At 75.1% G+C, this 14,050-nt stretch carries 10 protein-coding genes; 4 read left to right on the top strand and 6 right to left on the bottom strand.

What is annotated here, in order from left to right; all coding sequences use genetic code 11:
* Window positions 1-12: 12 nt before the first annotated feature.
* Complete coding sequence (locus ACGFQ9_RS32275) at window positions 13-444, bottom strand: GNAT family N-acetyltransferase (RefSeq protein WP_393578785.1); 432 nt, start codon at window positions 442-444, stop codon at window positions 13-15.
* A 176-nt stretch (window positions 445-620) separates the two neighbouring features.
* On the opposite strand from ACGFQ9_RS32275, the gene ACGFQ9_RS32270 reads away from it, so the two are divergent.
* Window positions 621-1,373, top strand: a complete 753-nt coding sequence (locus tag ACGFQ9_RS32270; RefSeq protein ID WP_393578784.1) for a Clp protease N-terminal domain-containing protein — start codon at window positions 621-623, stop codon at window positions 1,371-1,373.
* On the opposite strand, the gene ACGFQ9_RS32265 is transcribed toward ACGFQ9_RS32270, so the two are convergent.
* Window positions 1,318-2,430 carry an AI-2E family transporter gene (locus ACGFQ9_RS32265; RefSeq protein WP_393578958.1) on the bottom strand — a complete coding sequence of 371 codons (1,113 nt, stop codon included), beginning with the start codon at window positions 2,428-2,430 and terminating at the stop codon, window positions 1,318-1,320. The genes ACGFQ9_RS32270 and ACGFQ9_RS32265 overlap by 56 nt on opposite strands.
* 454 nt (window positions 2,431-2,884) lie before the next feature.
* Window positions 2,885-3,079: a DUF3046 domain-containing protein gene (locus tag ACGFQ9_RS32260; protein WP_393578782.1), complete on the bottom strand. Its 195-nt coding sequence runs from the start codon at window positions 3,077-3,079 to the stop codon at window positions 2,885-2,887.
* Window positions 3,080-3,159: 80 nt separating this feature from the next.
* On the opposite strand from ACGFQ9_RS32260, the gene ACGFQ9_RS32255 reads away from it, so the two are divergent.
* Window positions 3,160-4,092 (top strand): hypothetical protein, encoded by a 933-nt coding sequence (locus ACGFQ9_RS32255; protein ID WP_393578780.1) that lies wholly within the window; start codon window positions 3,160-3,162, stop codon window positions 4,090-4,092.
* Between the two features lie 82 nt (window positions 4,093-4,174).
* On the opposite strand, the gene ACGFQ9_RS32250 is transcribed toward ACGFQ9_RS32255, so the two are convergent.
* Window positions 4,175-4,483, bottom strand: coding sequence for an AzlD domain-containing protein (locus ACGFQ9_RS32250; protein ID WP_393578778.1), 309 nt, complete (start codon window positions 4,481-4,483; stop codon window positions 4,175-4,177).
* Window positions 4,480-5,250 (bottom strand): AzlC family ABC transporter permease, encoded by a 771-nt coding sequence (locus tag ACGFQ9_RS32245; RefSeq protein ID WP_393578776.1) that lies wholly within the window; start codon window positions 5,248-5,250, stop codon window positions 4,480-4,482. The genes ACGFQ9_RS32250 and ACGFQ9_RS32245 overlap by 4 nt, the downstream gene beginning before the upstream one ends.
* 93 nt (window positions 5,251-5,343) lie before the next feature.
* Here ACGFQ9_RS32245 and ACGFQ9_RS32240 point away from each other — a divergent pair, with 93 nt between their 5' ends.
* Window positions 5,344-8,445: a hypothetical protein gene (locus ACGFQ9_RS32240; protein ID WP_393578774.1), complete on the top strand. Its 3,102-nt coding sequence runs from the start codon at window positions 5,344-5,346 to the stop codon at window positions 8,443-8,445.
* Here ACGFQ9_RS32240 and ACGFQ9_RS32235 read toward each other — a convergent pair whose 3' ends face one another.
* Window positions 8,446-9,300 carry an AraC family transcriptional regulator gene (locus ACGFQ9_RS32235; protein WP_393578772.1) on the bottom strand — a complete coding sequence of 285 codons (855 nt, stop codon included), beginning with the start codon at window positions 9,298-9,300 and terminating at the stop codon, window positions 8,446-8,448. It abuts the gene before it with no gap.
* A gap of 81 nt (window positions 9,301-9,381) precedes the next feature.
* Here ACGFQ9_RS32235 and ACGFQ9_RS32230 point away from each other — a divergent pair, with 81 nt between their 5' ends.
* The gene (locus ACGFQ9_RS32230) at window positions 9,382-13,983 is read left to right on the top strand and encodes an ATP-dependent helicase (RefSeq protein ID WP_393578770.1); all 4,602 of its coding nucleotides are present in this window, start codon (window positions 9,382-9,384) and stop codon (window positions 13,981-13,983) included.
* Window positions 13,984-14,050: the final 67 nt, after the last annotated feature.

The raw sequence follows: 14,050 nt of genomic DNA, 5'->3' as shown, positions 1-14,050 counted from the left end.
GCCCCGCCGGGGTCACGAGCGGTTCAGGGGCAGCCCGAAGCCCGACATCCCCTTCTCCTCGTAGGACAGGAAGCCCAGGCTCCGGTAGAAGGCATGGTTGCGCTCCCCGTCCGGGGTGGACTCGTGGTCCGTGGACAGCAGGAAGAACCGGCAGTGCGCGTAGCGCCGCGCGAGGTGCTCGACCAGGGCCCGGCCTATGCCCTTCCGGTGGTGCGCAGGGTCGACCAGGAGGTCCTGGACGTAGGCGATGTGCTCACCGTCGGAGATCGTCCGGGCCAGCCCGAGGAGGGCGCCCGATCCGTCCCGTGCCGTGACGACGAGGTGGGAGTTCCGCAGGCCGCGGACGAGCCTGTCGGCGTCGTGGGCGTACCCCTCCCAGCCGACCGACCCGTAGAGCCTCCGCACTTCCTCGGGATCGAAGACGTCTTCCTCGGCGATGAACACGCCGTACCTCCATGTCTCGGTGATGGTCCTCTGTGAACGACACCGCATGGGACCCCGGCCCGACGGCCGAGTCAACCGGGATTCCGGCAGGCCCGCCGGGGCCCCACCCGAAGACCCGCCAGAGAAGTGACAACCCGCGGTTGACACCCCACAGGTGTCAACCTACGGTTGTCACTATGACGAATCCTTCCGTGGAACCCGTCCGCATGACCAATCCGGTCCGCCTCGACGATCTGATCGAGGCCATCAAGAAGTCCCACACCGACGCTCTGGAGCAGCTCAGCGGTGCCGTCGTCGCCGCCGAGCACCTCGGGGACGTCGCCGACCACCTCATCGGGCACTTCGTCGACCAGGCCCGCCGCTCCGGCGCCTCCTGGACCGACATCGGCCGCAGCATGGGCGTCACCCGCCAGGCGGCCCAGAAGCGCTTCGTCCCCAAGTCCGACGGCGACACCGGGCCGAGCCAGGACTTCGGCCGCTTCACGCCCCGCGCCCGCAACGTGGTCGTGGCCGCCCAGAACGAGGCGCGCGCCGCCGGCAACACCGAGATCCGGCCGGAGCACCTCGTCCTCGGCCTGCTCGCCGAGCCCGACGGCCTGGCCGGCTACGCCCTGCGGGGCCAGCACGCCGACGCCGACGCCGTACGGCGCGCCGTGGCCGCGGTCCTGCCGCCCGCCGAGGAGCAGGTCCCCGAGCTGATCCCGTTCGACGCGAACGCCAAGAAGGCCCTGGAACTCACCTTCCGGGAAGCGCTCCAGCTGGGCCACAGCTACGTGGGCACCGAGCACATCCTGCTCGCGCTGCTGGAGCTGGAGAACGGCGACGGCGTGCTCAGCAGCCTCGGCCTCGAGAAGTCCGCCGTGAAGGCGGCCATCACCGCGGCCCTGGCAGCCATCGTCGGCGGGGCCGCTGCGGAGACCGACCGCTAGCCGCCGCGTCCGGTCCGGTGCCACCCTCGTGGGCGACCTCGTACCGCCTCACGTACGCGCCGAGGAACGCCTGCAGGGTGGCCACCGCCGGAATCGCGATCAGCGCGCCCACCGCGCCGAGCAGCGCGGTGCCCGCGATGACCGAGCCGAAGGCCACCGCCGGGTGGATGTCGACCGTCCGGGAGGTCAGCTTGGGCTGCAGCATGTAGTTCTCGAACTGCTGGTAGACCACGACGAACCCGAAGACGTACAGCGCGTACCAGGGGTTCTCGGTGAAGGCGATCAGCATCGGCAGCGCACCCGCCAGATAGGTGCCGATGGTGGGGATGAACTGCGAGACCAGGCCCACCCAGATCGCGAGCGCGGGCGCGTACGACAGCCCCAGCAGCTGGAAGAGGACATAGTGCGCGATGCCCGAGATCAGCGCCATCAGGGCCCGCGAGTACAGGTACCCGCCGGTCTTGGCCACGGCGATCTCCCACGCGCGCAGCACCTCGGCCTGCCGGGCGGGCGGCAGTACGGAGCACAGCGCGCGCCGCAGCCGGGGCCCGTCGGCGGCGAAGTAGAACGCGAACAGCGTGATCGTCAGCAGTTTGAAGAGGCCGCCGAGGACGGTGGCGGACACGTCGAGCACCCCGGCCGCGCTGTTCTGCACGTACTTCTGCAGCCAGTCGGAGTGCAGCAGGCTCTCCTGGATCGCCAGCCGGGACAGCTCCGTGCCGAAGGTGCGGTTGATCGATCCGATGACGTCGTCCAGGTATGCCGGGAAGGACTCGATCATGTCGATGATCTGCCCGGCGAGCATCGACCCGAGGAGGACGACGAACCCGACGCCGGCCACGAACACCCCGAGGAACACCAGGAAGGTCGCCAGGCCGCGGCGCACGCCCCGGGCGGCCATCCGGGACACGGCCGGCTCGATCGCGAGGGCGAGGAAGAACGCGATCAGGATGTTCATGAGCAGCCCGATGAGCTGGTGGAAGGCCCAGCTGGCGAGCTGGAAGCAGGCGAAGAGGGCCAGGGCCGTCATCACCGCCCGCGGCAGCCAGCGCGGCATCCGCGCGCCGGGGTCCACACCGGCGGAGGGCCGCCTGCCCGGTCCGGCGGGACCGCCGTGCCCGGGCTCCGGTACGGCGGGCGTCTCCCCCGCCGCACCGGGCGGGCCCCCGGTCGCGGAGGGGGCGGGCCGGTCCGGCCGGCCGGTCATCACCGGTTCGGGCTCCGGCCCGCGGGCCGCGGGCACGGAGACCGCCGGCGCGGGAGCTGCGGGCGCGGACGCCACGGGCACGTCGCGCGGGCGGGCGGGCGCCGGTCCCGGCGGCACGGGCTCCGCTGCGGGCGCAGGGTCGGGCTGGTCCTGGGCGGTGTCGTCGGTGGCTGCCACCCGGCCAGTCTCGCCTACCGGAGAACGGTACGGCCGCGTCGCCCGGCGTCACGGCCCCGGGGGAAGGGAGGGGCGGGGCCCCGGCAGGGGCTGCCCGGGGAAGTCCGGCGCAGCCGGGAGGGATGTCTCAGCGCAGGTGGGAGGGGATGTCCACGGCCGAGCACACCGCGCGCCACACGTCCTTGGTCTCCCAGCCGGCGTCCAGCGCCTGGTGCACCGTACGGCCGCCCAGTTCCGTCATGACGTGGTCGCGCGCGAAGGAGTCGGCGTAGGAGGCACCGAAGTGCTCCGCCATCCGCTCCCAGAAGATTGTCAACCTCATGCGTCCAGTATCCCGCCCGTTCGGGGTGCACCGGGGCCGTTCCCTCCGCCCCGCCCCGCCGGCCGCCCTACCGTTCGGCCATGTCCGCAGACGACGGTGGTTCGCCCCTTGCCCGCGCCGAACGGTTCATCTGGCTCACGGCCCGGGTGCTGGAACAGCGGCGGTTCGCGTTCCACTTCCTCGGTGGCGACCCGGACGCGGTCGACGCCGCCCTCGGCCCGTACCTGAACCCCGACGGCGGGTACGGGCACGCCCTCGACCCCGACCTGCGCGGGCCGCTCAGCCAGCCCCTGCACGCCGCGCACGCGCTGCGGGTGCTGGACGGCCTGGGCCGCTGTGCCGGGCAGCGGATCGAGCGGCTGTGCAGCCACCTGACCCGGGTGTCCACCCCGGAGGGTGCCCTCCCGGTGGTGTTCCCGGGCCCGCGCGACTACCCCGCCGCCCCCTACCACCCGGTTCTGGACGACCCGCCGGCCGATCTGCTGGCGACCGGGCCGGTGGTGGGGGTCCTGCACCGCAACCGGATCTGGCACGCCTGGCTGTTCCGTGCCACCGAGTTCTGCTGGGAGCGGGTGGAGGCCATGCGCCGCACCCATCCGTACGAGGTCCAGGCCGCGGTGGCCTTCCTGGACGGCGCCCCGGACCGGCCCCGGGCCGCCGCGGCCGCCGACCGGCTGGGCCGGCTCGTCCGCTCCGACGGGCTCGTGGTGCTCGACCCGCGACGGAGCTCGGAGTTCCCGGTGGCCCCCGGCTACGCCCCCGGCGAGCAGCTGTTCCCGTACGACTACGCCCGCCGCCCGGAGTCGCTGGCCCGCGGCTGGTTCACCGACGAGGAGCTGTCGCGGTCGCTGGACTTCCTGGCGGAGCGCCAGCAGGGGGACGGGGGCTGGCCCGTGCTCCGCCGGACCTGGGCGCCGGGCAGCACGCTGGAGCGGCGGCCGATCGCCACCCTGGAGGCCCTGCTGACCTTGCGCGCGTACGGCCGGCTGCCCGCGCCGGGCCGGCCTCACTGAGCGGGCCGGCCTCACTGAGCGGAACGGCGTCCCCGGCGGACGGCGTCCCGGCCGGCCGGGCGCGTGAGCGCATGCGTACGCGTCACCCTCCCAGCGCCCGGACCCCCGCGGTGACCACCACGGCTGCCCCGACGACCACCAGGAACGGGGCGCGCAGCACCAGCGCGAGCCCGGCCGCGGCCAGTCCGGCCGCGCGGGCGTCCAGGACCAGGGCGGACCCGGTGCTGAAGGTCTGCTGGGCGGTGAGCGCGGCGAGCAGGGCGACCGGCAGCAGGGCCGCCAGCCGCTGGACCAGCGGGCGTTCCAGGACACCGGCCGGGACCAGCAGTCCGGCCAGCTTCAGCAGGTAGCAGCCGGCGACGGTGGCGCCGATGGCGATCCAGACGTTCACGGACGGCGTCCCTTCAGGAAGAGGATGACGGGCGCGGCGAGCGCCGCGACCAGGACCGGGACGCCGGCCGGCAGCACCGGCAGGAAGCCGAGGCCCAGGACCAGCGCCAGGGCGGCCACGGCCCGCTCGGTCGCGGTCCGCAGCATCGGCGCGAGCAGCGCCAGGAACACGGCGGGACCGGCGGCGTCCAGCCCCCACGCGGCGGTGTCGCCGACCGCCTCGGCACCGAGCGCCCCGAGCAGGGTGGTGAGGTTCCACAGCAGGTAGAGGGTCAGCCCGGTGACGGTGAAGCCCAGGCGGGCCGAGGCCCGGTCCTTCTGGGCCAGGGACACGGCGGCGGTCTCGTCGATCACCCAGTGCGCGGCGAGCGGCCTGACCGCGCGGGGCAGGGCCAGCAGCTGGGACAGGCGCAGTCCGTAGAAGGCGTTCCGGGTGCCCAGGAAGAAGGCCCCGGCGGCGGCCGTGAACGGGTTCCCGCCCGCCGCGAGCGCACCGACGAGGGCGAACTGGGAGGCGCCGGTGAAGACCAGCAGGCTCAGGACGCACGCCTGCGCCACGCTGAGGCCGGACCCGGCGGCGGTCACGCCGAAGGCGAAGCCGGAGAGTCCGACGGCCACGCCGACCCCGAGGGAGTCCCGTACGACGGCCCGCCGGTCCACCGGACGGCCCTCCGGTCCGGCCGCCGTCCGGCCCGCCGCCCGGTCCACTGCACTGTTCGCGCCCGGCCCGGGGGCCGCGGTCGCGCTGGTGGTCTGCTGCTCGGTCACACCCCGAAGCTATGCGGGTCTCCCGGGAGCGGTCTTGTACGTTCTTGCGCGCGCACCCTCCACGCAGCGCGCACGAATGGCTACCGTGAGTGAATGAGCACCTCCCTGCCGCGCCGCTGGGCCCCCGCTCTCTGCTGGAGCGGGCTCATCGCCGGGATCCTGTTGGCCGCCGAGTACGCCCGGCGGCGGACCGCCGTGCTCGGCACCGGGGCCGAGCAGCGGCTGCAGCTCGCCGGGGACCGGGCGCGGGCCTGCGCGGCCGTCGGGGAGGACTGCGCACGGGCGCGGACCGACCTGTTCCGGGAGGCGCTGGAGCTCGACTGGTTCCTCTTCATCCCGGCGTACGGGCTGGTGCTGCTGGCCGTCTTCGGCTTCGGGCGGCTGTTTCTGCACCGTCCGGTCGCGCAGCGGTCCGCCCTGCGGGCACTGTGGCTGACCCTGGCTGCGGTCGCGGCCGACGTCGCCGAGAACGCCTTCCTGTACGTCGCCCTGGACCGGCCGGCCACCGCACCGGACACCTGCCTGCGGCTCGCGGCGTACTGCTCGCTGGTGAAGTGGGCGCTGATCGGCCCGCTGGCGGCGACCGCCGTGTGGATGGCGGCAACCCTGGCGGCGCGAGGCGTGCTGGGACGGGCCCGGGTGTACGTGGATCCCCGGCCGGCCTTCCGGCGGCGGCTGGGCACCGCCGCGCGCCGGCTGTTCCGCCGCCCGCCCGCCGAGGGCGACCTGCTGCGGACGCCGCTGGTCACCACCGCGTACGAACTCGCCGCCGCGTACGACCTGGCCACCGGGGCGGCCGGACACGTACCGGGGGGCGGGGGCCATGGGGACGACGGGGGCGCCGGGCCGGCCGCGGCCCCCGCCCCGCTGCCGGACCTCATCGAACCGCCCGCGGCCCCGCACGCCTCCACCCCGCTCGCCGACTGGGCCGGACTCCCCTCCAAGGCGCCCCCGCCCGGCAGCAGCGCCATCGCCCGCTGGCGGACCCGGGCCCTGGTCCTGCCGGACCGCAAGCCGGCCGGCACCGGCATCTGCGTCTCCGGCGGCGGCATCCGCTCCGCCTCCGTCACCCTGGGCGCGCTGCAGGCGCTGCGCGAGCACGGGGTCCTCGACCGGGCGGAGTACCTGGTCTCGGTGTCCGGCGGCGGCTACACCGCCGGCGCGTTCCAGCTCGCCGTGACCCGGCGGCCGGCCCGGGTCCGGGACACCAAGCGCTCCCCACTGGGCCTGGCCGGCCCGGCGGATGCCTTCGCGCCGGGCAGTCCCGAGGAGGACCACGTCCGGCGCCACGCGAGGTACCTGATGGACACCCCGCGCGAGACCGTGCTCGCGCTGGGCGCCGTACTGCGCGGGGTGCTGGTCTCACTGGGCCTGCTGATCCTGACCTTCGTGGTGGCCGGCGAAATCGTCGCGGCGTTCTACGCGGCCGTGCCGGTGGCCGACCTCCCCGGGTTCCGCGTCGCTTTCGAGGAGGGCGCCGGGCTCGGCGACTTCCCGCTGTACCGGCACGTCTGGCCGCCGGTGCTGGCCCTGGCCGGTGCGGCGGCCCTGGTCTCCCTCGGCGGCACGCTGTACCGGACGTTCAGCGGGGTGGCCCGCCCGGCCTGGCTGCGGAGCACGCTCAAGGCGATGCTCTGGACGGCGGTGGCGGTCCTGGCCCTGGCGGTGGCCGTCCCCTGGGTCGTGTGGTTCTACACCTGGCTGTCGGTCGGCCGGAACGTGGTCCCCGACGACATCGGCGGGGTCTCGGCACTCGGCGCGCTCACGGCCGGACTCACCTGGCTGGGCGGGCTGTTCGCGGCACGCTTCACCCGGACCCGGCAGGTCCGCAACGACGGCGACCGGCCGGGACCGTTCTCCGCAGGCCGGGTGAAGACCATCACGACCCGGATCGGCAACGGCTGGATCCTGCGGCTGGTCACCTGGCTGGTGCTGCTGGTCCTCGGTTTCGTCCTGCTCTACTTCCTGTCCTGGGCCGCCGTCTGGGCCGGGGACTGGCCCTGGGGCTGGCGGGTGGGCCTGCCCGCCGCGCTGGTGGTGCTGGCCCTGGTCCTCGACCAGACCACCTTCAGCCTGCACCCCTTCTACCGGCAGCGGCTGGCCGGGGCCTTCGCGGTGCGCCGGACCGTGCTGGAGGACGGCTCGATCGGCAGCCTCCCGTACGACTACAACGGCGAGATGACCAGCCTGAGCACGCACGCCGAGCGGGTCCGGCCGTTCCCCAAGGTGATCTTCGCCGCCTCCGCCGCCCTGTCGGGCCGGAACCGGACCCCGCCGGGGCGGCCCGCCGTGCCCATCACCTTCGCCTCCGACTACGTGGGCGGGCCGGACATCGGCTGGGTGCGGACGACCACCCTGGAGCACACCGCGCACCCGCTGATCCGGGCCGATGTGACCGTGCAGTCCGCGATGGCGGTCTCCGGGGCGGCGTTCGCCTCCGCGATGGGCAGTCAGTCCACGGCGGTGGAGCGGCTGCTGGCCCTGTCCAACCTGCGGCTGGGCACCTGGCTGCCGAACCCCTCCTACCTGGCCGCCGTGGCCAGGAAGGACGGGTCCCGCTGGACCATGCCCCGCCTCCCCCGGGTCCGCCGGCTCCGCTACCAGCTCCAGGAGCTGGTCGGCCGCTACGCGGACACCAGCCCGATGCTGCTGTGCACCGACGGCGGGCACGTCGACAACCTCGGCCTGGTCGAACTGCTGAGGCTGCGCTGCCGCACCGTGTACGTGGTCGACGCCTCCGGGGACTCCCCGCCGCTGGCCACCACGCTGGCGCAGGCGGTCACCCTGGCGTACGAGGACCTGGGCGTACGGATCACCTTCCCGGAGGGCGAGGCGCTCAAGCTGGTCCCGGGCGGCGCCGAACCGCTCGCACCGACGGACGCGCTGGCCGCGCTCAACGCCCGGCTCTCGGCGGACTGCGTGGTCACCGGCACGATCGAGTACCCGGAGGACATCGAGTTCGAGCCGGGCACGCCGCCCGGGAGAACCGGGCGGATCATCGTGGCGAAGGCGAGCCTGACCCCGGACATGGCCTACGAGTTGCTCAGCTACTCGCTGCGCGAGCGGTCCTTCCCCCGGGTGAGCACCTTCGACCAGTCCTTCGACCACGCCCAGTTCGACGCCTACCGGGCGCTCGGCCACCACCTCGGGACCCGTGCGGCGGAGGTCGGCCGCGATCCGCGGGACACTGCCTGATCAGGCCGTGCGTTCGCGGCGGTAGGCGCCGGGCGGGACGCCGACGATCCGGGTGAAGTGCCGGTTCAGGTGCGGCTGGTCGGTGAAGCCGACCGCCACGGCCGCCTCGGCCGGCGGGGTGCCCGCGGCCAGCAGCAGCCGGGCCCGGCGCACCCGGGCGTCGGTCAGCCAGGTGTGCGGGGGCATGCCGTACCGGTCGCGGAAGGCGCGCAGCAGCGCGAACGGGCTGGTGCCCAGCCCGGTGGCGAGCTGCTCCAGGGTGGGCGGGTCGGCCAGCCGGTCCTCCAGGAGGGCGCGGGCCCGTTCGGCGGCGCCGGCGCCCGCGCCTGGCACCGGGCGGGAGGGCAGCGGGCCGCCGTGCTGCCGGAGCATGCGGGCCACCGCGACCCGCAGCAGGCCGTCTGCGGCCAGTGCGTTGCCCTGCTCCGCGGCCCGGTGGATCTCGGTGATCAGGCGGGCGCCCTCGGGGTCCATCACCATCGGCCGGGTGAAGCCGGGGGTGCCGCGCAGGGTGGTGAGTTCGGCGGCTACCTCGGCGACCAGGTCACGGGCCGGGTAGAGGGTGGAGTACGCCCAGCCCTCGGGGGCGCCGGCCCGGGCGGTGTGCGGGACCTCGGGATTGATCAGGACCACGCTGCCGGGTCCGGCCCGCTCGGTCGCGCCGGGCAGGCCGATCTCCTCGATGCCGCAGGTCACGGCGGCGATGACGTAGCCGTCATGGGCGTGCCGGGGGAAGGTGTGGCGGACGTAGTGGGCGCGCAGCAGGTCCAGGCCGGGCAGGTCCGGGTTCCGCCAGTGCCGGGCCCATTCCCGGCCGCCCCTCCCGTCCGGGGCGGTGCCGTCTCCGTTCGCCATCCCCCCATTGTCCCCCGGCCGCACGGCAGGGCGAACGCGCAGGTCGGAGGCGGTGTCAGTGGCGGGGTGCAGGATGGTCGCATGGCCGGCACCGCGCTCGATGCGTTCTCCCCCGCGACCCGCTCCTGGTTCACCGGGGCGTTCGCCGGGCCCACCGCCGCCCAGGAGGGCGCGTGGCGGGCCATCGGTGCGGGGTCCGACGTGCTGGTGGTGGCGCCCACCGGGTCCGGCAAGACGCTCGCCGCGTTCCTGGCCGCGCTCGACCGGCTGGCGTCCGTACCACCGCCCGCCGAGCCGAAGAAGCGGTGCCGGGTGCTGTACGTGTCCCCGCTGAAGGCCCTCGCGGTGGACGTGGAGCGGAATCTGCGCAGCCCGCTGACCGGCATCCGGCAGGAGGCGGTCCGGCTGGGCCTGCCGGAGCCGGAGATCCGGGTGGGCATCCGGTCCGGGGACACCCCGGCGGCCGAGCGGCGGGCACTGTCCACCCGCCCGCCGGACATCCTGATCACCACGCCCGAGTCGCTGTTCCTGATGCTCACCTCGGCGGCCCGGGACGCCCTGGCCGGGATCGAGACGGTGATCCTGGACGAGGTGCACGCGGTCGCGGGCACCAAGCGGGGCGCGCACCTGGCGCTGTCGCTGGAGCGGCTGGACGAGCTGCTGCCGCGCCCGGCCCGCCGGATCGGCCTGTCGGCGACGGTGCGGCCGGTGGAGGAGGTGGCCCGGTACCTGTCGCCGCGCGGCACGGTGGAGATCGTGCAGCCGCCGTCGGCGAAGGAGTTCGACCTGTCCGTGGTCGTCCCGGTGCAGGACATGGGCGAGCTCGCCGGCTCACCGGCGTCGGAGGAGCGGGAGGGTGGGGACAAGCCGTCGATCTGGCCGCACGTGGAGGAGCGGATCGCGGATCTGGTGCAGGCGCACCGGTCGACGATCGTGTTCGCCAACTCGCGGCGGCTCGCGGAGCGGCTGTGCAACCGGCTGAACGAGATCGCGTACGAGCGGGCCACCGGCGAGCCCGCCGCGGACGGGCATGCCCCGCCGGCCGAGATCATGGCCCAGTCGGGGTCGGCCCAGGGCGCCCCGCCGCTGCTGGCGCGGGCCCACCACGGGTCGGTGTCCAAGGAGCAGCGGGCGCTGGTCGAGGAGGACCTGAAGGCGGGCCGGCTGCCGGCGGTGGTGGCGACGTCCAGCCTGGAGCTCGGCATCGACATGGGCGCGGTCGACCTGGTGGTGCAGGTGGAGTCCCCGCCCTCGGTGGCCTCCGGACTGCAGCGGGTCGGCCGGGCCGGACACCAGGTCGGCGCCGTCTCCCGGGGCGTGGTGTTCCCCAAGTACCGCGGTGACCTGGTGCAGTCGGCGGTGGTCACCGAGCGGATGCGCGGCGGGGCCATCGAGTCGCTGCGCATCCCGTCGAACCCGCTGGACGTACTGGCGCAGCAGCTGGTCGCGATGACCGCGATGGACACCTGGCAGCTGGACGACCTGGTGGCGCTGGTGCGGCGGGCGGCGCCGTTCGCCGCGCTGCCCGAGTCGGCGTTCACCGCCGTGCTGGACATGCTGGCGGGCCGTTATCCCTCGGACGCGTTCGCCGAGTTGCGGCCGCGGGTGGTGTGGGACCGGGTGGCGGGGACGGTCACCGGGCGGCCGGGGGCGCAGCGCCTCGCGGTCACCTCGGGCGGCACGATCCCGGACCGCGGCCTGTTCGGCGTGTTCCTGGCCGGCGCCGATCCGAAGAAGGGCGGCGGCCGGGTCGGGGAGCTCGACGAGGAGATGGTCTACGAGTCCCGGATCGGCGACGTGTTCACCCTGGGCACCACCTCGTGGCGGATCGAGGACATCACCCGCGACCGGGTGCTTGTCTCCCCCGCGCCCGGGGTGCCGGGCCGGCTCCCGTTCTGGAAGGGCGACCAGCTGGGCCGGCCGCTGGAACTGGGCCGTGCGGTGGGCGCGTTCCTCCGCGAGGTCGGTGCGCTGTCCGAGGAGGACGCCCGGCTGCGGCTGCTGGCGGCCGGACTGGACGCGTGGGCCGCGGACAATGTGCTGGCCTATCTGGCGGAGCAGCGCGAGGCGTGCGGGCACGTGCCGGACGACCGGACGATCGTCGTGGAGCGGTTCCGGGACGAGCTGGGCGACTGGCGGGTGGTGGTCCACTCCCCGTTCGGCGCGCAGGTGCACGCTCCGTGGGCGCTGGCGCTGGGCGCCCGGCTCGCCGAGCGGTTCGGCATGGACGCGCAGGTGATGCACGCCGACGACGGGATCGTGCTGCGGCTCCCGGACGCCGATCTGCTGGGCATGGACCTCCTCGACCTCGACCCCGCGGCGGCGCCCGCCTTCGAGTTCGACAGCGAGCAGGCCCCGCTGGGCGCGGCCGACATGGCCTTCGACAAGGGCGAGGTCGACCGGATCGTCACCGAACAGGTCGGCGGTTCCGCCCTGTTCGCCTCCCGTTTCCGGGAGTGCGCGGCCCGCGCGCTGCTGCTGCCGCGCCGCAGTCCGGGCAAGCGGACCCCGCTGTGGCAGCAGCGCCAGCGGGCGGCGCAGCTGCTCCAGGTGGCCTCCGAGTTCGGCTCGTTCCCGATCGTGCTGGAAGCCGTACGGGAGTGCCTGCAGGACGTCTTCGACGTACCGGGGCTGACGGAGCTGATGGGGGACATCGAGGCGCGCCGGGTCCGGCTGGTGGAGGTCACCACGCCGGAGCCCTCGCCGTTCGCCCGGTCACTGCTGTTCGGGTACGTGGCCCAGTTCCTCTACGAGGGGGATTCGCCGCTGGCCGAGCGGCGCGCGGCGGCGCTCTCGCTGGACTCCCGGCTGCTGGCGGAGCTGCTGGGGCAGGCCGAGCTGCGGGAGCTGCTGGACCCCGAGGTGCTGGAGGAGCTGGAGCGGGAGCTCCAGTGGCTGACGGAGGACCGGCGGGCCAAGGACCCCGAGTCGGTGGCGGACCTGCTGCGGCTGCTGGGCCCGCTGACGGAGGAGGAGCTGGCCGGGCGGGGCGCGGAGGCGTCCTGGGTGCGGGAGCTCGGCGCGGCCCGCCGTGCCATCCGGGTCCGGATCGCGGGCACGGACCACTGGGCGGCCATCGAGGACGCGGGCCGGCTGCGGGACGCCCTGGGCACGGCCCTCCCGGTGGGCGTGCCGGAGGCCTTCACCGAGCCGGTGAAGGACCCGCTGGGCGATCTGCTGGCCCGGTACGCCCGTACGCACGGCCCGTTCACCACGGCGACGGCCGCCGCCCGGTTCGGGCTGGGCGCGGCGGTGACCGACGGCGCCCTGCACCGGCTCGCGGCGGCCGGCCGGGTGGTCCAGGGCGAGTTCCACCCGTCCGGCATCGGCCAGGAGTGGTGCGACGCGGCGGTGCTGCGCCGGCTGCGCCGCCGCTCGCTCGCGGCGCTGCGGCAGGAGCTGGAGCCCGTTCCGCCGACGGCGCTGGCCACCTTCCTCCCGCAGTGGCAGCACCTGGGCGGGGGGCTGCGCGGCATCGACGGGCTGGCGCGGGCGATCGAGCAGCTCCAGGGCGCGCCGGTGCCGGCCTCGGCGCTGGAGCGGCTCGTGCTGCCGTCCCGGGTGGCCGGGTACTCCCCCGCCCTGCTGGACGAACTGACCACCACCGGCGAGGTGGTGTGGGCGGGCGCCGGCGCACTGCCCGGCAAGGACGGCTGGGTGTCGCTGTACCTGGCGGACGCGGCGCCGCTGCTGTTGCCGCCGCCGCACCCGCTGGAGACCGGCCCGGTGCACCGGGCCGTCCTGGACAGCCTGTCCGGCGGGTACGGCCTGTTCTTCCGACAGATCGCGCAGACCGTCCGGGCCGGCCTGCCCGAGGTCACGGACCCGGAGCTGTCGGAGGCGATCTGGGACCTGGCCTGGTCGGGCCGGCTGACCAATGACACCCTCGCCCCGCTGCGGTCCCTGCTCGGCTCGGGCCGGACGGCGGGGGCCACGGCGCACCGGGCGAAGCGGACGGTGCCGCGCGGCCGGTACGGCACGCTGAGCGCGTCGGTGTCGTCGGCGTCCCGGCCGGGACCGCCGACGGTCTCCGGCCGCTGGTCGCTGCTGCCGGAGGCGGGCGCGGATCCCACGCACCGGGCCCATGCGCTGGCCCGCACCCTGCTGGACCGGCACGGGGTGGTGACCCGGGGTGCCGTCCAGGCCGAGGGTGTGGAGGGCGGTTTCAGCGCGGTCTACCGGGTGCTGTCGGCGTTCGAGGACAGCGGGCAGGCCCGGCGCGGCTATGTGGTGGAGGGGCTGGGCGCGGCCCAGTTCGCGATGGACGGTGCGGTGGACCGGCTGCGGGCGGCCGAGCGGACCCCGCCGCCCCTGGCGGCGGTGGTCCTGGCGGCGGCCGACCCGGCCAACGCCTACGGCGCGGCCCTGCCGTGGCCGGAGCCGCCGGCCGGCGCCTCGCACAAGGCGGGCCGGAAGGCGGGCTCGCTGGTGGTGCTGGTGGACGGGGAGCTGACGCTGTACCTGGAGCGCGGCGGCCGGACCCTGCTGGCGTGGCCGCCCGCCGGGGACCCGCGGCTGGAGGCGGCGACGGCCGCGCTGGCCACCGCCTCCCGGGCGGGCACCCTGCCCGACCTGACGGTGGAGCGGATCAACAACACGCCCGCGCTGACCTCGCCGCTGGGCCCGGGCCTGGAGGCGGCGGGCTTCCACGCCACCCCGCGCGGGCTGCGGCTGCGGAACTGACCCGGGGACCGGCCGCACCGGGAGCGGCCGCTCCCGGTACCGGCACCCAAACCCGAACCCGAACCCG

This window comes from Streptomyces sp. NPDC048603 (assembly GCF_043199475.1).
Taxonomy (GTDB): Bacteria; Actinomycetota; Actinomycetes; order Streptomycetales; family Streptomycetaceae; genus Streptomyces.
Note: the sequence above shows the minus strand (reverse complement) of the source record. Positions and strands in the feature narration are given on the sequence as shown.

What these genes read in the sequence shown, in the direction of transcription:
- ACGFQ9_RS32235 (WP_393578772.1), bottom strand. Translation starts at nt 9,300, where the DNA reads ATGGCGAACGGAGACGGCACCGCCCCGGACGGGAGGGGCGGCCGGGAA.
- ACGFQ9_RS32255 (WP_393578780.1), top strand. Translation starts at nt 3,160, where the DNA reads ATGTCCGCAGACGACGGTGGTTCGCCCCTTGCCCGCGCCGAACGGTTC.
- ACGFQ9_RS32240 (WP_393578774.1), top strand. Translation starts at nt 5,344, where the DNA reads ATGAGCACCTCCCTGCCGCGCCGCTGGGCCCCCGCTCTCTGCTGGAGC.
- ACGFQ9_RS32230 (WP_393578770.1), top strand. Translation starts at nt 9,382, where the DNA reads ATGGCCGGCACCGCGCTCGATGCGTTCTCCCCCGCGACCCGCTCCTGG.
- ACGFQ9_RS32270 (WP_393578784.1), top strand. Translation starts at nt 621, where the DNA reads ATGACGAATCCTTCCGTGGAACCCGTCCGCATGACCAATCCGGTCCGC.
- ACGFQ9_RS32260 (WP_393578782.1), bottom strand. Translation starts at nt 3,079, where the DNA reads ATGAGGTTGACAATCTTCTGGGAGCGGATGGCGGAGCACTTCGGTGCC.
- ACGFQ9_RS32265 (WP_393578958.1), bottom strand. Translation starts at nt 2,430, where the DNA reads ATGCCGCGCTGGCTGCCGCGGGCGGTGATGACGGCCCTGGCCCTCTTC.